This window comes from Azorhizobium doebereinerae UFLA1-100, assembly GCF_000473085.1.
GTDB classification, from domain to species: domain Bacteria; phylum Pseudomonadota; class Alphaproteobacteria; order Rhizobiales; family Xanthobacteraceae; genus Azorhizobium; species Azorhizobium doebereinerae.
In genome coordinates this window covers 1-17,418 of the sequence record NZ_AXBA01000046.1, presented here as the reverse complement: position 1 = coordinate 17,418, position 17,418 = coordinate 1, and the positions used below count along the sequence as shown (strand labels likewise).

Genomic DNA, 17,418 nt, shown 5'->3' with positions numbered 1-17,418 from the left:
CGTCCGCGCGGATGAAAGCGCCAGCGGCGCCGCGCGCGGCAAATCACCCGGAAGCCGGCTGGACAGGGCCGGACGACACGGCCGGAAAGGCCGGCGCGAGCCGGCGTCAGGGCTGGCGGGAGAACATGCGGCGGCGCTGGGCGCGCGTGAGCTGCGGCGGCGGGGAGCCCAGATCATAGGCCACCGCCAGCGTCACATGCTCGCGGTCGCGCATGTCCGGCGGCAGCGGCGGCAGGGGCGAGACCCGCATCACGAGGCGGACGGCGTTGCGGTCCAGAGCCTCCTGGCCGGAGCTCTTGGCCAGGTTCGAGGCGGTGACCGTGCCGTCGCGGCGAACGGTGACGGCGACCTGCACCTCATACTTGCCGGTGAGGTCGGCCGTCTCCGGCGGCAGGTTGTTCAGATGGGCCAGCGACGACCAGGCCGCCTTTACCCATTCCGTCCTGTTCTGGGGGGCCGCCTGGTTCTGAGGGACCGTCTGGTTCTGGGGGACCGTCTGCGCCAGGGCGGCGCCGGAGAGGAGCATGCAGGCCAGTGTTACGCAAACCCGGAGCGAGCGGAACATCGCTACGCCTTCTAAATGAGGTCAATCAAAAAGCGGTGGATCGAGAGTTCGCGGATAATGGCGATATTGACGGCAGGCGCAATGCCCGTGGCGCCGCAGGCGAACCGGGTGGTTCCCCGGTGCCGCCAAAGCTTGTCCGTGGCCCGGCGCCGGGCCATCGGACGCCGTGCGTCACCGCGCTTTTTGGACCGGCGCCGCCTTGGGCGTTGTCAGCCCGCCTTGGCAATGCCATGTGGTCGTTCCAGCTTGCACGCCATCCCAAGGGCACCAGGACCCCGCCATGACCGACCGCAGCTTCCGCCCGAGCCCCAGCGCCATGAACTGGCTCATCACCGCCACCTTCCTGGCGACGGGATGGGCCATGTACATGCGCTACATGGTGATCGAGCCGTCGGTGGTGGGTCTCGCCTGCGAGGCGGGCCTCGGGACCTTCCAGTGCCACGCCCGCAAGGTGGTCATCGCCTTGTTCGGCTACAGCGTGTTCGGCGGCATCGCGCTGGCGGCGGCGCTGTTGCAGCTCTGGCGCCCGTGGGTGGTGACGCTCGGCGTGGCCCTGGCCTTCGCCGGCATCGGCCTCGTCCTGTATAACAATGTCGCATCCGCCGTGGCGGCGATGCTCATCATCCTCTCGTTCGCGCGCCCCGCACCCGCCACAGCGTGAAGGCCAGGACGAGGCAGATCAGCCCGAACCACAGGGCCTGCCAGTTCCGCAGCGTCTCGTTGAGCGGGATGTAGAGGCCCGCCAGCACGAGGCCGAAGCAGCCGAAATCCTCCGCCAGGCCCGCCCCTTCCCCGTCCGGCCGCCGCAGCGCCGCCAGCACCGCCACCGCCACCGCGATGGGGGTCAGCGGAAAGTAGGGGAAATCCTTGTAGCGCGGGTCGAACACCAGTTCGAACGCCACCTCGCCGATGGCCAGCAGGGCCAGCGCCAGAACCACGCCGGTGGCGATGGCGAGCGGCGTCGCGGTGCGTCGCCGCGCGCCATCGAGCGCCAGCGACAGGCTGGGCAGGCGCAGCCCGGCGCCGATGGCGGCGGGAATGACCAGCAAAGCGGCGATGGCCACGCCGACAAAGGCGCCGTTGCGCGTCCAGCCGAGCACGCCGAGGCTCTCCAGCGGCAGCGCGGACAACGCCCCGCCGAGCGTGCCGCCGCCGGCGAGGGCGATCAGCGCGACGCCGAGCCAGTCCCGCGCCGGCACCGGCTCNGCCCGCCGGCGGGCGCCCCACAGCGCGGCGCCGAAAGCGGCGAGCACGGTCACCACGCCGAGCGCGGCATGGGCGGCCCAGTTGGGATGGTTCGTCACTCCCTGACCCCAGGCGAATTTCGGCAGCCGGGTGCCGGCGTCGATCAGGCCCCAGTGGCCGCCCACCGTGCCCTCGTTGGCCCGCTTCCAGGGCTGGTCGAACGCCTCGATGACGTTGACCCGGTAGCCCTTCTCCTTGGCGAGACGCATCAGGTCGTGCATCACCTGCGCCTGATCGGCGGGGGACGGCAGCGCGCCCTCGCGCATGCGGCCCGCGCTCGGCCAGCCGGTCTCGCCGATCAGGATCTCCTTGCCGGGAAACTCGTCCGCCATCTGCTGGCGGATCTGGTCCACATGGCGGCCGGATTCCTTGGCGGAGACCGGCAGGTCCTCCCAATAGGGCAGGATGTGGATGGTGATGAAGTCCACGTCATTGGCCAGAGCCTTGGCCCGCGACCAGAATTCCCACACGTCCGCATAGGTGACCTTCACCGGCCCGACGCGGGACTTGACGTCGCGCAGCACGGCGGAGATGTCGGCGGCGGACATCTCGCCGCGCAGCATCACCTCGTTGCCCACCACCACCGCCTTGATCACGTCGGGGTTCTCCCGGGCGAGGCGCACGCCGGTCTCGATCTCGATCCTGTTCTTCTGCGGCTCGCCGCCGAGCCAGATGCCCTGGAGCACGGTGAGGCCGTGCTTGCGGGCGAGCGGGGCCACCTTGTCGAGGCCCATCTCCACCGAATAGGTGCGCACGCAATCGGTGATCTTGGCGAGCTGGGCGAAATCCTCGTCGATCTGGCTTTCCGGAATCACCAGCCCCTTGGTGAAGGGCGACTGGCCGTCGCGGAACGGCGCGTAGGAGACGCATTGCAGCTTCTCGCCCGCCGCCAGGGGCGAGGGCGGCATGGCCACCGGCCGCCCCGCCCACGCCCAGAGCGCCACCACCGCCGCCGACACGACCAAGGCCAGCACGAGCGGCAACCGATAGGACACGGACATGGGGGCTCCGGAAACGGACAGCGGAAACGGCGGGATGAAACGACGGCGCGGACGGCCGCAAGGGAAATGCGACATAGAGCTTCACACGCCCAGTGTGAAGTCAGCAAGGCGTGGACGTGGCGGCGGCGTGACCGTGCGGCAGACCTTTTCCCGGCGTCCGCCGGCGAAGCTGTTCCACGGCTTGCGCCGTCCTTAAGCTTCCTGGCGTCGTCTTGCTGACAAACTCCTGGCCTTCTTCTAACGTGCCCCGCGCAACGTCGGCGTCCGTCGTCGCCCGCTTCCATTTCCAAACTTCATGGCCGTCATGCACAGCTTCCGTTTCCCGCTCATCCTGGGCGCTTTCCTGATCGCCTGCACGGGCCCGCTCGCGGCCCAGACTCAGAGTGGGGAGACCAAGCCGCCGGCGGCGGAGCAGATCACCCCCGAGCAGCAGGCCGCCCGCGAGGCGCAGCGCCGCTCGGTCGAGGAATTCGTGGAAGCGTCAAAGTTGCCGGGCACCGCCGGACTGCCGGAATGCGTGTGGACCGGCCGACGCATCGCCGCACTGTTGTGGCGCGACGATATCGACACCGCACGGCGGCACCTGGATTTGTACGAGCGTTTCGGCTGCCCGACCGAGCATCTGAAGCTGGCTTTCCGCTGCCTGGTGCGCCAGGGCAACATAGATCCAAAAACGCAGGAGCGGCTCGGCGGCCGCGTGCAGCAATGCTGGGTGAATCCCGACTATGTTGCTGCACCTGCGCAACAATAAGATCATTGGCCCGACGCAGCGCCGCCGAACCGCCGCCACAGTCTGCATTTACCTCTTGATTTGAGAGGTTTAGTGTCTCATTGCACTGCGGCGCGAGCTGAAGGTGCCGACCGAGGGGGCAGGTCGAAAGGGTGTCCCGCGTCTCAGGCCAGGAACCTTGGCCTGTGGCGTGCGTTCTCAGGTTCGATTTCCCCTTTCGAGTGGGTCTGGCCATGCGTCCCGGTCTTGCTGCTGCGGCGGCGATCATTGCGGTTGTGACGGCGTTCCACGCCGCGATGTGGATGTCCATGAAGACCGAGGTGAACGCTCCGGCGGTCACCGATCGGTTTTCGAGTCTGTCGTTCGCGCCCTACGGCCGTGGGGCCGATCCGGACGCGGGCGAGGCCACCAACGAGAAGCAGATCCGCGCCGACGTGGACGCGGTCGCTCCTTATACCCGCGCCATCCGCACCTATTCCTCCACCGGCGGCGTCGAGCTAACCCCGGCCATCGCGGCCGAGCGCGGCCTCAAGGTCACGGTGGGCGCCTGGATCGACAAGAACGAGGCCCGCAACGAGCGCGAGTTGCGCAACGCGGTCGACCTGTCCCGCAAGAATTCCAACGTCGAAGGCCTTGTGGTCGGCAACGAGGCCATCTTCCGCGGCGAGAAGACCGCCGGCGAGATGGCCGACCTGATCCGCAAGGTGAAGCGCCAGACCAGCACCCCGGTCACCACCGGCGAGATCTGGAACGTGTGGCTGGACCATCCCGAGCTGGTCTCGGCGGTGGACTATATCGCCGCGCACATCCTGCCCTACTGGGAAGGCGTCCCCGCCGAGCAGGTGGTGGACCGCTCCATCGACATCTACAACCGCTTGCGCGCCGCTTATCCCGGCAAGCGCATCGTCATCGCCGAGTTCGGCTGGCCGAGTGCGGGCTACAATCGCGACGCCTCGGTGCCCGGTGAACTGGCCCAGGCGAAGGTCATCCGCACCTTCGCCGCCCGCGCCGAGGCGCTGGGCATCGAGTACAACATCATCGAGGCCTTCGATGCGCCGTGGAAGTCTTTCGAGGGCTCCGTCGGCCAGTACTGGGGCGTGATGGATGCCCAGCGGCACCTGAAGTTCCCGCTCACCGGCCCGCTGGTGGAGCAGAGCTATGGCCGCACGGCGATCCTCGCTCTGCTGCTCGGCGTGCTGTTCTCCCTGCCCATGCTGCGCGGCGTGCCCGTCACCCTGTCGCAGGGCCTCGCCCTCTCCGCCGCCGCCAACGGCGCCGGCGCCTGGGTGGCGCTGGTGTTCAACTACTGGCTGACCCATTACGTGACGGGCGGCAACTACATCACCGTCACCCTGAGCCTGCTGCTGCTCGGCCCGCTGGTGCTCGTGGTGCTCTACCGCGCCGAGGAACTGGCCGCCGTCGCCTTCGGCCGCCGCCCCGGCCGGCTGGTGGAGAACCTGCGCATCGCCGCGCCCTCGCGCTTCCCCAAGGTCTCGATCCACATCCCGGCCTATCGCGAGCCGCCGGAGATGCTGAAGCAGACCATCGACAGCGTGGCCCGGCTGAACTACCCGAACTTCGAAGCGGTGATCATCGTCAACAACACGCCCGACCCCGCCATGGTGGAGCCGGTGCGCGAGTATTGCGCGACGCTCGGCGCCCACATCAAGTTCATCAATGCCGAGAAGGTCCAGGGCTTCAAGGCCGGCGCCCTGCGCATCGCGCTGGAGCACACGGCGGACGATGCCGAGATCATCGGCGTGATCGATGCCGACTACACCGTGCATCCCGACTGGCTGAAGGATCTCGTGCCGGTGTTCGAGGACCCGACCGTGGGCCTCGTCCAGGCGCCGCAGGACCATCGTGACGGCGCGGTGAGCCCGCTGCATGAGGCGATGAACGCCGAATATGCCGGCTTCTTCGACATCGGCATGGTCCAGCGCAACGAGGAAGACGCCATCGTCGTCCACGGCACCATGTGCCTGGTGCGCCGCGCGGCGATGATGGAGGCCGGCTCCTGGTCGTCCGACACCATCTGCGAGGACACCGACCTCGGCCTCTCCATCGCCGAGAACGGCTGGAAGACCCACTACACCCGCGTGCGCTACGGCTGGGGCCTGCTGCCGGACACCTTCGAGGCGTTCAAGAAGCAGCGCCACCGCTGGGCCTACGGCGGCTTCCAGATCGTCAAGAAGCACTGGAACCGCTTCCTGCCGGGCCACTCGCGCCTGACCACGGCGCAGCGCCGCCACTTCCTGCTCGGCTGGGTCACCTGGCTCGGCGCCGAGTCGGTGGGCGCCCTCGCCGCGATCCTGTCGCTGCTGTTCGTGCCCTTCGTGTTCGCCCTCGGCATCGCCGTGCCGGCGCACGTGCTGACGCTGCCGATCATCGCCACCTTCCTGGTCTATGTGCTGCACTTCATCGCCATGTACCGGCTGCGCGTGGCCACCACGCCGCTGCGCATGCTGGGCGCGGCCTTCGCCGCCATGGCGGTGCAGTTCACGGTGGCCAAGGCGGTCTATGACGGCTTCCGCTACAAGGACCTGGCCTTCGCCCGCACGGCGAAGGGCGGCAACTGGCTCGCCGGGGCGGCCCGCTCCTTCCCGGCCCTGCCGGAGGCGATCATCGGCGGCCTGCTGTTCACCTCCGGCGTCGCCGTGCACATGCAGAACTGGCACGCGGTGCGGGAGATCGACCTCTACGCTTTGGCCCTGGTGATCCAGAGCCTGCCGTTCCTGGCCGCGGCGCTGATCGCGCTCGGCGAAGGCTCCAAGCTCAACGACTTCGCCGCCTGGCGGGCGGCCCGCGCCCGGCTCGGCCTCGTGCCCCGCCGCCTGCGCGCGCCCACCCCGCCCGCCGTGGTGGAGTGAGCGAACCGGCGCTTCGTCATTGACCTGCACAGACGCCCGGCCTCGGCCGGGCGTTTTGCTATGATGGCGCCATGACAGCCGCCCCCTCCCCCGACGCCGCCCCGACTGCCGATGTGACGGACAGAGCCCCGCCCCGCGTCTTCGGCCTGATCCTGGCCGGCGGCCTCGGCCGGCGCATGGGCGGCGTCGACAAGGCGCTCCTGCCCCTCGCCGGCCGCCCGCTGCTGCGCCATGTGATCGACCGCCTCGCGCCGCAGGTGGAGGGGCTGCTGCTCTCCGCCAATGGCCCGCCGGAGCGCTTCGCCGCCTTCGGCCTGCCGGTCCTGCCCGATACCCTGCCGGATCATCCCGGCCCGCTGGCCGGCGTGCTGGCAGGGCTCGACCACCTCGCCGCCACCGCGCCGGAGGTGGACTGGATGGTCAGCACGCCGGCCGACGCGCCCTTCATCCCCGAGGATCTGGTGCGGCGCCTGCGGGACGCGTGCAGTGCGGCCGGCGCGCCCCTGACGCACGCCGCCTCCGCCGGCCGGACCCATCCCGTCATCGCGCTCTGGCCGGTGCGCCTGCGCCATGCGCTGCGCGATTATCTCGCAGCGGGAGAACGGCGCGTCGGCCGGTTCCTGGCCGACAGCGGCGCCGTCGCGGTGGACTGGGATTGCACGCGATCCGACCCGTTTCTGAACGTCAATACGCCGGAAGAACTAGCTCGGTCAGAGTGGAACATTTCTGCCTCAACGTGAGGCGCGGTCATGCTTGCGGCAAAATTGGGGAGGGTTTACGACTGCGCCCCGGATGCCTTCGCAGTCGCGAAGGGCAGTGCCTCAGGCCCGAGTTCAAGGGAGACCTCATGGACGCCACCAACAACGCCACCGCGGCCAAACTGACTGTGGGCGACAAGAGCTGGGAATTCCCCATCAAGACGGGAACGATCGGGCCTGACGTGGTCGACATCTCCAAGCTCTACGGCCAGAGCGGGATGTTCACCTACGACCCTGGCTTCACCTCCACCGCCTCGTGCGAGAGCCAGATCACCTATATCGACGGCGACGAGGGCGTGCTGCTCTATCGCGGCTACCCGATCGAGCAGCTGGCCGAGGGCGGCGACTTCCTGGAGACCTGCTACCTGCTGCTGTACGGCGAGCTGCCGACCGCCGCGCAGAAGGCCGACTTCGACTTCTCCGTGACCCGTCACACGATGGTTCACGACCAGATGAACCGCTTCTTCAACGGCTTCCGCCGTGACGCGCATCCCATGGCCATCATGGTGGCCTGCGTCGGCGCGCTGTCGGCCTTCTATCACGACTCGACCGACATCTCCGATCCGCAGCAGCGCCTGATCGCGTCGATCCGCATGATCGCGAAGATGCCGACCCTGGCGGCGATGGCCTACAAGTACTCCATCGGCCAGCCCTTCGTGTATCCGAAAAACGATCTCGATTTCACGTCGAACTTCCTCAACATGTGCTTCGCGGTTCCCTGCGAGGACTACAAGGTCAGCCCGACGCTCGCCCGCGCGCTGGACAAGATCTTCATCCTGCACGCCGACCACGAGCAGAACGCCTCCACCTCGACGGTGCGTCTCGCCGGCTCCTCGGGTGCCAACCCGTTCGCCTGCATCGCGGCCGGCGTCGCCTGCCTCTGGGGTCCCGCGCACGGCGGCGCCAACGAGGCGGCGCTGAAGATGCTCACCGAGATCGGCCATGTGGACCGCATCCCGGAGTTCGTGAACCGCGCCAAGGACAAGAACGATCCGTTCCGCCTCATGGGCTTCGGCCACCGGGTCTACAAGAATTACGACCCGCGCGCCAAGATCATGCAGCAGACCTGCCACGAGGTTCTGACCGAGCTCGGCATCAAGGACGATCCGCTGCTCGACGTGGCCATCGAGCTGGAGCGCGTCGCGCTCAGCGACGAGTATTTCATCGAGAAGAAGCTGTACCCGAACATCGATTTCTATTCGGGCATCACGCTGAAGGCGATGGGCTTCCCCACCACCATGTTCACGGTGCTGTTCGCGCTGGCCCGCACGGTCGGCTGGATCGGCCAGTGGAAGGAAATGATCGAGGACCCGAGCCAGCGCATCGGCCGTCCCCGCCAGCTCTACACGGGCGCCGCCCGCCGCGATTACGTGGCGATGTCCAAGCGCAAGTGAGCGGGACCGCGTGATCGGGCGCGGGGGCAATGCCCCCGCTGGTCCCGGATAGTGAAAGGCGCGGCTTCGGCCGCGCCTTTTCTTTTGCGCACAGGGGTGCCGCGTTCCGTTTCCACATGGAGCGTGCGGGACCGGCGCTCCGGCGCCGGACGTCCGGCGGGTGAGGATCAGCCCTGCCGGGGGCCTTGCGCCGCCACGTCCAGCACCGCGCGGGCGGCGCGCCGGGAGGCGGGCTCGTCGTTCGCGCCCAGGATCTCGTCCAGCCGGGCGAAGGCGGCCAGTTGGCGCGCGCGACCCGCGCCGTCGTCCAGCACGCTGTCGAGCGCGGCCGAGAGCTTCTCGGGCGTGCAGTCGTACTGGAGAAATTCCGGCACCACATTCTCGCCCAGCACGAGGTTGGCGAGGATGACGCTGGTGATCATCTTCAGCACATGCGGCGCGATCTTGGCTTCCCACTCCGCCACCCGGTAGGCGGCGACCATGGGCACGCCGGCGAGCGCCAGCTCCAGGGTCACGGTGCCGGAGGCCGCCAGCGCGGCCCGCGCCTGCCGGAAGACGGCATATTTCTCGGCCTGGTCGGTGATGATGCGCGGCTTGACCGGCCAGGTGGCAACCAGCGCCTCCACCCGCGGCACGAGGCGCGGCAGCGTGGGCAGAACCAGATCCACGGCGCGCCGCGCCGCCAATTGGCCGAGCGCCGCGCCGAACACCGGGCCGAGCCGCTCCAGCTCCATGCGGCGACTGCCGGGCAGCGCCAGCACGATGGGCGGCGCCGTCTCGCGGCGCGCCTGATCCTGCGGCGTCGGCCTGAGGTCGCCGAGGCGCTCCAGCAAGGGATGGCCCACATAGGTGGTCGGCGGTCCGCCGAGGCGCGCATGCACCGCCGGCTCGAACGGCAGCAGCGCCAGGATGCGGTCCGTATAGGGCCGCATGGCCTTGGCCCGTCCCGGACGCCACGCCCACACGGTGGGCGAGACATATTTGGCGATCGGCACCTGCGGGCAGCGCCTGCGCACCCGCGCGGCCACCCGGTGGGTGAAGTCGGGGGCGTCGATCAGCACCAGCACGTCGGGCGGCCGGGCGCAGATGGCGTCCACCGTCTGCCTGAGCCGGCGCAGGATGGTCGGCAGCTTGCCGAGGACCGCCGCGAAGCCGATGGCCGTCAGGTCGTCCATGGGGAACAGGCTGGCGAGCCCCTGCCCCGCCATGCGTTCGCCGCCGACGCCGCGAAAGGAGACGCCATAGGGCGCGTCCTGCGCCAGGGCCGCCATCAGCGCCCCGCCCAGCACATCGCCGGATTCCTCGCCCGCCAGGATGAAGACATCCAGCGGGCGCCGCGGCAGGCCGGTCATGACTGCGGCGCGGGCGGCGGCGCGCCCACCACGAACAGGCCGGCGGCATCGGCCGCGGCGATCAGCTGCTGCACGTCCGGAACGATGGCGCCGTGCGCCTCGAAGGCGATGCCGCCGAGGCCGGCCTCCGCCGCGCGGGCGACGGTGGCCGGGCCGAGCGAGGGCAGGTCCACCCGCCGATCCTGCTGCGGCTTCGGCGCCTTCACCAGCACGCCATGGCCGGTGGGAAAGCGCAGCCGCCCGCTCGCGCGCATGGCGCCGTAGCGGGCGAGCATCTGGTCGGTGCCCTCCGCCGCCTCCACGGCGACGACGAAGCCGTCCACCACGATCACCGCCTGCCCCACATCGAAGGTGCCCAGCGTGGCGATGACCGACAGGCCGAGCGCGATGTCGCTCTGGTCCACCGGGCGCAGGCCGTAGGCGCCGAGCACGCCTTCCGGCAGCAGCAGCGCCGGGGCGACCTCATGGGCGCCGCGCATGCGGAACCCCTGCTCCTCGACGATCTTCAGCACGCCGGAGAGCAGGTGGTTGTCGCCGCCGCGGAACAGCGCCGCGATGCGCGGCAGCAGGCGCAGCATGGTCCAGTCGAGCCCGAGATCGCGCACGCGCGGGCGGGTGAGCGTGCCCACCATCACCACGTCCCGCACGCCGGCGGCACGGAACCTGCCGGTGGCGATGCCCAGCGAGCCGAGCCGGAACCAGAAATGCGGATAGCGCTCCAGCGCCGGATCGGCGAAGCCCTGCATCAGGCCGAGCATCACCTCGCGCCCCTGGGCGCGCACGGCATCGGCCACGGCGGCCGGAAAGGCGCCGCCGCCCGCCACGATGCCCACGGGCCCGGCTGCGTCGGCATCGGGCCCCTGGCGCGGGGGCATGGCGGGCGCGGTGGCCACTGGGATCAATCCTCCGGCTGCACCACGCCGCGCGAGGGATGACACAAGGCACGATTTCCGCCCGCATCCACGAAGCTGACGAGGGCCGAGATGAAGGGCGACTGGTCCACGCGGCCACGCAGGTCCGTGAGCCGCTCGGCAAAGGTGCCGGCGCCGAAGAACAGATCGCGATAGGCCGCCCGGGCGGCATGCAGGTCCGAACGCGAGAAACCGCGCCGCTTCATGCCGATGACGTTGAGGCCGACCAGGTTGGCATTCTGCCCGATGGCGTAGCCGAACGGGATCACGTCCTCGCGGATGCCGGACAGGCCGCCCACCATCACCTGCGCGCCGATGCGCACGAACTGGTGCACCGCGCAAAGGCCGCCGAGGAAGACATGGTCGCCCACGTCCACATGGCCGCCGAGCGTGGCGTTGTTGGCGAAGATCACATGGTCGCCGACCAGGCAGTCGTGGCCCACGTGGGACGCGGTCATCAGCATGCAGTGATTGCCCACGACCGTCGCCCCGCGCCCGCCGGCGGTGCCGGTGTTCATGGTGACATGCTCGCGGATCTGGCAGTCGGTGCCCACGCTCAGCGTGGTCTTCTCGCCCTTGTAGTGCACCGATTGCGGCGGCGTCCCCAGCGAGGCGAAGGGATAGACCTGGGTGCGCGCGCCGAGCGTCGTCACACCCTGGATGTTCACATGCGAGATGAGGCGCACACCGGCCTCAAGCGTCACGTCGGGGCCAACGAGGCAGAAGGGTCCTACTTCCACGTCATCGGCGAGCCGTGCGCCATCGGCGACACGGGCAGTCGGATCAATCAGGGCCACGCTCACTCCTCGGCGATCATGGCGCCAACCCGCGCCTCCGCCACGATTTCCCCACGCACCTTCGCCTCGCCCTTGTACCACCACATGTTGCGGCGCTTGGCGATGCGGGTCATGTGATATTCGAGCACATCGCCGGGCCGCACCGGCCGGCGGAACTTCGCTTCGTCGATGGTCATGAAATAGACCAGCGAGGGATGCTCGGTCTTGCCCTTGTCCAAGATGCAGATGGCACCGGCCGACTGGGCCATGCCCTCGATGATGAGCACGCCGGGCATCACCGGATTGGTCGGGAAGTGCCCCTGGAAGTGCGGCTCATTGGCCGACACGTTCTTGTAGCCGACGCAGCTCAGGTCGCCGTCAATCTCCTCGATCCGGTCCACCATCAGGAACGGATAGCGGTGCGGCAGCAGCGCCAGAATCTTCAGGATGTCGACGCTGGCGAGCGACTTGGTCTCTTCCGTCTTGGTGGCTTCGGTCATTCCCCGTCTCCCGGCGTCGCGGCGCCGGACCGCGCCCCCGCTTCGGCAAGTTTCTTCAATGTGGTGATCTCGCGGAACCACTCCCGCACCGGCTTGGCCGGCGATCCGCCCCAGCGCACGCCCGGCGGCACATCGCCCTTGACGTTGCTGGACGCGGCGATCTGCGCCCCCTCGCCGATGGTGCAATGGCCGACAACGCCCACCTGCCCCCCCAGCATGACGAAGTCGCCGAGGGTGGTGCTGCCGGAAATACCCGTCTGCGACACCACGATGCAATGCCGGCCGATGACCACGTTGTGGGCGATCTGCACCAGATTGTCGATCTTGCTGCCCTCGCCGATCACCGTGTCGCGCAGGGCGCCGCGGTCTATGGTGGTGCCCGCGCCGATCTCCACGTCGTCCTGGATCACCACCCGCCCGACCTGCGGCACCTTGAGGTGCCCCGCCGAACCGGGCTGGTAGCCGAAGCCGTCCTGGCCCAGGCGCGCGCCGGCATGGATGATGACCCGGTTGCCGAGCAGCGCGTGGGTCAGGCTGGCGCCGGGGCCGATGGCGCAGTCGCGGCCGATGCGCACCCGCGCGCCGATCACCGCATTGGCGCAGACGACAGTGCCGGCACCGATCTCCGTCTCCGGGCCGATCACCGCACCCGGGTCCACGGTCACGCCGTCTTCCAGCCGCGCCGTGGGATGGACGAAGGCGCCCGTGGCGATGCCCGCATGGCCGAAGACCGGCTGCGGCCGCAGCGCTTGCGGGAACAGCGTCCGGGTCACCGCCACGAAGGCATGAGCCGGACGGGCAGCGACGAACACCGCCATGCCCGCCGGCGCGTCCGCCGCGAGGCGCTCGGTGGTGATGCAGGCACCGGCCCGCGAGGCGCGGAACGCATCCAGGTAGCGAGGCGTGTCGAAGAAGGCGAGATCGCCCGGCCCGGCGTCGGCAAGCGCGCCGACCCCGCGCACCAGCATATCCGCCGCTGCGCCCGCCTGGACGAGGCGGGCCCCGCTCAAAGCCGCGACCTCCGCCAGCGAGAGCGGGGACGGGAGGGGGAAAAACGCGGGTTCGTTCATGATCCGAATATGGCTCGGGCGCCGCGCGGCATCAGCCGGCGGCGCCCGTTGAGGATGGGAAGGCGGCGATCAGAACTTGGTGCCGCCGGAGAACCGGAACTGCTGGAGCTGGTCATAGGACGCCTTGGTCAGCGCCCAGGCATAGTCGAAGCGCAGCGGGCCGAAGGGCGACTGCCAGATCAAGCTGGCGCCGACCGAGGTCCGGATCACGTCGTCGTCGGCGACGCAGATGGCGCCGTAGGCGTTCTTGCTGGCGGAGTTGGTGCAGGCCTGATAGTTGGCGGCGCCGGCACCGGCAAACTGGGTCGGACCTTCATAGCCATAGACCGAGCCGGCATCGAAGAAGACGGCACCCTTCATGCCCACGTCCTTCGGCAGGAAGCTGAGCGGGAACTGCACTTCGGTCGAAGCACCCCAGTAGGTCGTGCCGCCCAGCGCGTCGTTGTTGTAGTTCTGCAGATCGCGCGGACCGATACCCGACGGCGCGAAGCCGCGGACCAGGTTCGGGCCCATGAAGAAATTGTCCATGATCTGCAGGTCTTTGTCGCCCCAGGCGGTGACGTAGCCGGCCTGGCCGCGCAGCAGCAGCACGGAGTCGAACATCAGCGGATAGTAGTAGCGGACGTCGCCGGTGGTGCGGATGAAGTTCACGTCGCCGCCGAGGCCCGCGAAGTCCTGCTTCAGTTCGGCATAGAGGCCGCTGGTCGGGTTGACGTTGCTGTCCAGCCCGTTGAACGAGAGCGTGTAGCCCGCCACCGAGGTGATGGTCTGCCCCTGGTTCACCGCCTCGATGATGGCCCACGACACGTTACAGTTCGTCGCGGTGAGGTTGGTGCCATAGATCGAGGTGCAGCTCGGCAGGCTCAGCTCGCGCTGGTAGAGGTTGTAACGCAGGGCCAGCGTGATCTCGTCGGTGATCGGCAGGCCGAGACGCAGGCCACCGCCGATCGTCTGGCTGTCATAGGCGGTGTAGCTGTTGGCCGAGGTTTCCTTCCAGTAGAGGTCGAAGCCCGCCGCCACGCGATAGCCCAGGAAGTAGGGCTCGGTGAAGGAGAACTGCGCGCCCTGGGAGTACTGGCCCAGCGTGCCGGAAATGCTCACATACTGGCCGCGGCCGAGGAAGTTCTTCTCGCCCAGCGAGACCGAGCCGATGAAGCCGTCCGAGGTGGAATAGCCGCCGGAGACCGAGAATTCGCCCGTGGGCTGGTCTTCCACCGTCACCACCAGGATGACGCGGTCAGGCGCCGAGCCGGGCTCGTTGGTGATCTTGACGGTCTTGAAGTAGCCGAGGTTGCGCAGGCGGCGCTCGGCGCGGTCCACGAGGACGCGGTTGTAGGCATCGCCCTCGCCGATGTCGAACTCGCGCCGGACCACCCAGTCGCGGGTACGGGTGTTGCCGCGGATCTCGATCCGCTCGACATAGACCCGCGGGCCTTCCTCGACCACGAAGGTCACGTTGATGCGCTTGTTCTCGAAGTCGCGGTCGCCGCGGGGGCGGACCTGCGCGAAGGCATAGCCGTTCTTCGAGACTTCGATGGTGATGTTCTCCACCGACTTCTCGACCAGCTCGGCGTTGTAGATCTGGCCGTCGCTCATGCGCAGGGCGTTGCGCAGGCTCGCCGCCGGCACGTCACGGATGTTGGAGACCACATCCACCTTGCCGAACTTGTACTGCGCACCCTCGTCGAGAACGATGGTGATGATGTAGCCGCCGCCGCCCGCATCGAGCTCGGCGGAGGCCGACACGATGCGGAAGTCGGCATAGCCGTTCTTCAGATACCAGCGGCGCAGCAGTTCCTGGTCCGCATTGACGCGGTCCGCGTCATAGACATCGGAGGACTTCAGGAAGGACAGCCAGTTGGTGGTCGTGGTGGAGATGACGTCCTTGAGCTTCCAGTCCGAGAAGGCCTTGTTGCCGACGAACTTGATGTCCTTGACGCCCGTCTTCTCGCCCTCATTGACCTCGAACACGAGGTCAACGCGGCCATTGCCGCGATCGATGGTGACGGGATTGACCTTCACTTCCATGCGGCCGGTGCGGCGATAGAGGTCGACGATGCGCTGGGTGTCCGCCTGCACGAGGGCCTTGGACAGCGGACCGCGCTCCTTGGACTGGATCTCGCCCGAGAGCTGCTCGTCCTTGATCTTCTTGTTGCCCTCGAACGCGATCTTGTTGATGACCTCGTTCTCGACCACCGTCACCACGGTGCGGCCGCCCTGCTGGGACACCCGCACGTCGGCGAACAGCCCCGTCGCATACAGCGCCTTGAGGCCATCATCGATCTTGGCGGAGGTGAGGGCCTCACCCGGCTTCAGATTGAAATAGGAGCGGATGGTATCGGCATCGACCCGCCGATTCCCCTGAACGACGATCGACGCGGACTGCGCCATCGCCGGTACCGCGACCATCATCGATCCGGCGGTCGTCGTCACGGCGGTCGCCAGAGCGATACCGAGGACGGCGGCCAGCTTCACCAAAACCCGAGCCGGAGCAGTCATATGGCGCGCAACCTTGAATTCGTTGTTCTCAACCCAGGGGTACACCCCTGGATTCTCCACCTTCGAGGCGCTTGTACAGACTTTTGATCGCACTGCAAACGCCTGTCCGGACAGCAGCTTCCGCTTTTCCTGTGACCGTTGCACCCGCGACACGAGACTCGCACTTGAGTCTCGTGGGCGGTCACATGGTGGCGATATGCACCACGTCGTTCCAGGTCGCGAACACCATCAGCATAAGAACGATGGCGAGGCCGATGCGAAAACCGATGTCCTGCGCCCGCGCGCTGAGAGGATGCCCGCGGACCGCTTCAACAGCGTAGAACATCAGGTGACCGCCGTCCAAGAGCGGGATGGGAAAGAGGTTAAGAAGTCCAATCGAGACCGAAAGCACGGCCGCCAGCGACAATAAGGCGCCGAATCCGAAGGTCGCCACCTGCCCCGAGACCTGGGCGATGCGGATCGGGCCGCCAAGCTGGTCCGCCGATTCCCGCCCCGAGATGAGCCCGCCGAGATAGTCGAAGGTGCGGGCGACCACGAACCAGGTCTCCTGCACGCCCATGCTGACCGCCTCCACCGGGCCGTAGCGGCGCGTGGTCACATCGGCCGCCGCCAGCGAGCGGGAGATCCCCAGCATGCCCATGCGGTGGACGTTGCCGAAGGCGTCCTTCATCTCCTTCAGCTCGGGCGTGGCCGTGAGCGCCACCGGGGCGCCGCCGCGATCCACCGAGAAGGCCAGCGGGCTGCCGGCGTGCGCGCCGACCAGGCGCTGCATGTCGGCGAAACTTTCCACAGGCGTGCCGTCGATGGTCAGCACCAGATCGCCCGGCTTGAAGCCGGCCCGCTCGGCCGCGCTGCCCGGCGAGATCTGGTCGACCCGCGGGGTGCTGACCTGCCGGCCGAACACCATGAACACCAGCGAGAAGATGACGATGGCGAGGATGAAATTGGCGACCGGGCCGGCCGCCACGATGGCCGCGCGCCAGCGCAGCGGCTGGTAGAAGAAGCTCTGCCGACGCTCAGCCGGCGTCATTTGCGCCAGCTTCTCGGGATCGGGAGTGCTGGCCGCGTCCTCATCGCCATAGAATTTCACATAGCCGCCGAGCGGAATGGCGGCGAGGCGCCAGCGCGTACCGTGCCGGTCGTTGAAGCCGCACAGTTCCGGCCCGAACCCGAGCGAGAAGGTCAGCACCCGCACGCCGGCGCGGCGCGCCACCCAGAAGTGCCCCAGCTCGTGGAAGAAGACGACCAGTGTCAGGACAAAGAGAAAGGGGATCACATAACCCAGCAGCGAGTGCCCCATGGCACCCAGTCCCGACAACACTTCCATCGTCCCGTCCTCAATCGCGGCGCACCCGCCCGGCGCGGTTGCCCGCACCGGCCGTCGCCCGCCGATATGCTGTGTTCACGGCCAGGTTCCCGCCGCTGCGGGAGCCGAGCCGACCCAACGTAGGCTTAGGATGCCTTTGCGGCGAACTTAGGGTTCAGACCCATAAAATGATTTGCGTTGGCAGCGTGTTGTGATTCACCAGATCCATGGAGGATCTGGTGATGAGCGGAGACTGTTTCTGGCTGACGGATGGACAGTTCGCACGGCTTGAGCCGCATCTGCCCAAGGACACGCGTGGTAAGCCGCGCGTCGATGACCGACGGGTGATCAGCGGCATCGTGCATGTTCTGAAATCGGGCGGCCGATGGATCGACGCGCCGCCTGAATATGGGCCGCGTAAGACGCTCTACAACCGCTTTG

Annotated in this window: 14 protein-coding genes; 6 read left to right on the top strand and 8 right to left on the bottom strand. The window is 68.2% G+C overall.

What is annotated here, in order from left to right; translation table 11 throughout:
• Window positions 1-106 precede the first annotated feature (106 nt).
• Window positions 107-565 (bottom strand): energy transducer TonB family protein, encoded by a 459-nt coding sequence (locus YU1_RS32220; protein ID WP_051357266.1) that lies wholly within the window; start codon window positions 563-565, stop codon window positions 107-109.
• Window positions 566-845: 280 nt separating this feature from the next.
• Here YU1_RS32220 and YU1_RS0123400 point away from each other — a divergent pair, with 280 nt between their 5' ends.
• The 5 genes from YU1_RS0123400 to gltA all read left to right on the top strand — a co-directional run bounded on the left by YU1_RS0123400 (window position 846) and on the right by gltA (window position 8,563).
• Window positions 846-1,226 carry a hypothetical protein gene (locus YU1_RS0123400; RefSeq protein ID WP_029006151.1) on the top strand — a complete coding sequence of 127 codons (381 nt, stop codon included), beginning with the start codon at window positions 846-848 and terminating at the stop codon, window positions 1,224-1,226.
• A gap of 1,880 nt (window positions 1,227-3,106) precedes the next feature.
• Window positions 3,107-3,562: a hypothetical protein gene (locus tag YU1_RS0123390; protein WP_029006149.1), complete on the top strand. Its 456-nt coding sequence runs from the start codon at window positions 3,107-3,109 to the stop codon at window positions 3,560-3,562.
• Between the two features lie 281 nt (window positions 3,563-3,843).
• Window positions 3,844-6,411, top strand: a complete 2,568-nt coding sequence (locus YU1_RS0123385; RefSeq protein ID WP_245263433.1) for a glycosyltransferase — start codon at window positions 3,844-3,846, stop codon at window positions 6,409-6,411.
• Between the two features lie 71 nt (window positions 6,412-6,482).
• Window positions 6,483-7,151, top strand: a complete 669-nt coding sequence (mobA, locus tag YU1_RS0123380; RefSeq protein WP_084540077.1) for a molybdenum cofactor guanylyltransferase MobA — start codon at window positions 6,483-6,485, stop codon at window positions 7,149-7,151.
• A gap of 107 nt (window positions 7,152-7,258) precedes the next feature.
• The gene (gltA, locus tag YU1_RS0123375) at window positions 7,259-8,563 is read left to right on the top strand and encodes a citrate synthase (protein ID WP_035716508.1); all 1,305 of its coding nucleotides are present in this window, start codon (window positions 7,259-7,261) and stop codon (window positions 8,561-8,563) included.
• A gap of 167 nt (window positions 8,564-8,730) precedes the next feature.
• On the opposite strand, the gene lpxB is transcribed toward gltA, so the two are convergent.
• The 7 genes from lpxB to rseP all read right to left on the bottom strand — a co-directional run bounded on the left by lpxB (window position 8,731) and on the right by rseP (window position 16,998).
• Window positions 8,731-9,915: a lipid-A-disaccharide synthase gene (gene lpxB / locus YU1_RS0123370; RefSeq protein WP_029006145.1), complete on the bottom strand. Its 1,185-nt coding sequence runs from the start codon at window positions 9,913-9,915 to the stop codon at window positions 8,731-8,733.
• Window positions 9,912-10,808 (bottom strand): LpxI family protein, encoded by an 897-nt coding sequence (locus YU1_RS0123365; protein ID WP_342447012.1) that lies wholly within the window; start codon window positions 10,806-10,808, stop codon window positions 9,912-9,914. The genes lpxB and YU1_RS0123365 overlap by 4 nt, the downstream gene beginning before the upstream one ends.
• A gap of 5 nt (window positions 10,809-10,813) precedes the next feature.
• Complete coding sequence (gene lpxA / locus YU1_RS0123360; protein ID WP_029006143.1) at window positions 10,814-11,623, bottom strand: acyl-ACP--UDP-N-acetylglucosamine O-acyltransferase; 810 nt, start codon at window positions 11,621-11,623, stop codon at window positions 10,814-10,816.
• Between the two features lie 2 nt (window positions 11,624-11,625).
• Window positions 11,626-12,102: a 3-hydroxyacyl-ACP dehydratase FabZ gene (fabZ, locus tag YU1_RS0123355; protein WP_029006142.1), complete on the bottom strand. Its 477-nt coding sequence runs from the start codon at window positions 12,100-12,102 to the stop codon at window positions 11,626-11,628.
• A complete protein-coding gene (gene lpxD, locus YU1_RS0123350; RefSeq protein WP_029006141.1) occupies window positions 12,099-13,172 on the bottom strand; it encodes a UDP-3-O-(3-hydroxymyristoyl)glucosamine N-acyltransferase in 1,074 nt (357 codons plus the stop codon). Before lpxD ends, fabZ begins: the two co-directional genes overlap by 4 nt.
• Before the next feature lie 69 nt (window positions 13,173-13,241).
• Window positions 13,242-15,671, bottom strand: a complete 2,430-nt coding sequence (gene bamA / locus YU1_RS0123345) for an outer membrane protein assembly factor BamA (RefSeq protein ID WP_029006140.1) — start codon at window positions 15,669-15,671, stop codon at window positions 13,242-13,244.
• Between the two features lie 181 nt (window positions 15,672-15,852).
• Window positions 15,853-16,998, bottom strand: a complete 1,146-nt coding sequence (rseP, locus tag YU1_RS0123340) for an RIP metalloprotease RseP (RefSeq protein WP_029006139.1) — start codon at window positions 16,996-16,998, stop codon at window positions 15,853-15,855.
• A gap of 221 nt (window positions 16,999-17,219) precedes the next feature.
• Between rseP and YU1_RS0123335 the strand changes: the two genes are divergently transcribed.
• Window positions 17,220-17,418 (top strand): transposase (locus YU1_RS0123335; RefSeq protein ID WP_029006138.1); only part of this gene is annotated, 199 nt, incomplete at its 3' end.

Coding starts and splice junctions, on each gene's coding strand:
- YU1_RS32220 (WP_051357266.1), bottom strand. CDS start 565: ATGTTCCGCTCGCTCCGGGTTTGCGTAACACTGGCCTGCATGCTCCTC.
- YU1_RS0123385 (WP_245263433.1), top strand. CDS start 3,844: ATGTCCATGAAGACCGAGGTGAACGCTCCGGCGGTCACCGATCGGTTT.
- mobA (WP_084540077.1), top strand. CDS start 6,483: ATGACAGCCGCCCCCTCCCCCGACGCCGCCCCGACTGCCGATGTGACG.
- gltA (WP_035716508.1), top strand. CDS start 7,259: ATGGACGCCACCAACAACGCCACCGCGGCCAAACTGACTGTGGGCGAC.
- fabZ (WP_029006142.1), bottom strand. CDS start 12,102: ATGACCGAAGCCACCAAGACGGAAGAGACCAAGTCGCTCGCCAGCGTC.
- bamA (WP_029006140.1), bottom strand. CDS start 15,671: ATGACTGCTCCGGCTCGGGTTTTGGTGAAGCTGGCCGCCGTCCTCGGT.
- lpxB (WP_029006145.1), bottom strand. CDS start 9,915: ATGACCGGCCTGCCGCGGCGCCCGCTGGATGTCTTCATCCTGGCGGGC.
- YU1_RS0123390 (WP_029006149.1), top strand. CDS start 3,107: ATGGCCGTCATGCACAGCTTCCGTTTCCCGCTCATCCTGGGCGCTTTC.
- lpxD (WP_029006141.1), bottom strand. CDS start 13,172: ATGAACGAACCCGCGTTTTTCCCCCTCCCGTCCCCGCTCTCGCTGGCG.
- rseP (WP_029006139.1), bottom strand. CDS start 16,998: ATGGAAGTGTTGTCGGGACTGGGTGCCATGGGGCACTCGCTGCTGGGT.
- YU1_RS0123400 (WP_029006151.1), top strand. CDS start 846: ATGACCGACCGCAGCTTCCGCCCGAGCCCCAGCGCCATGAACTGGCTC.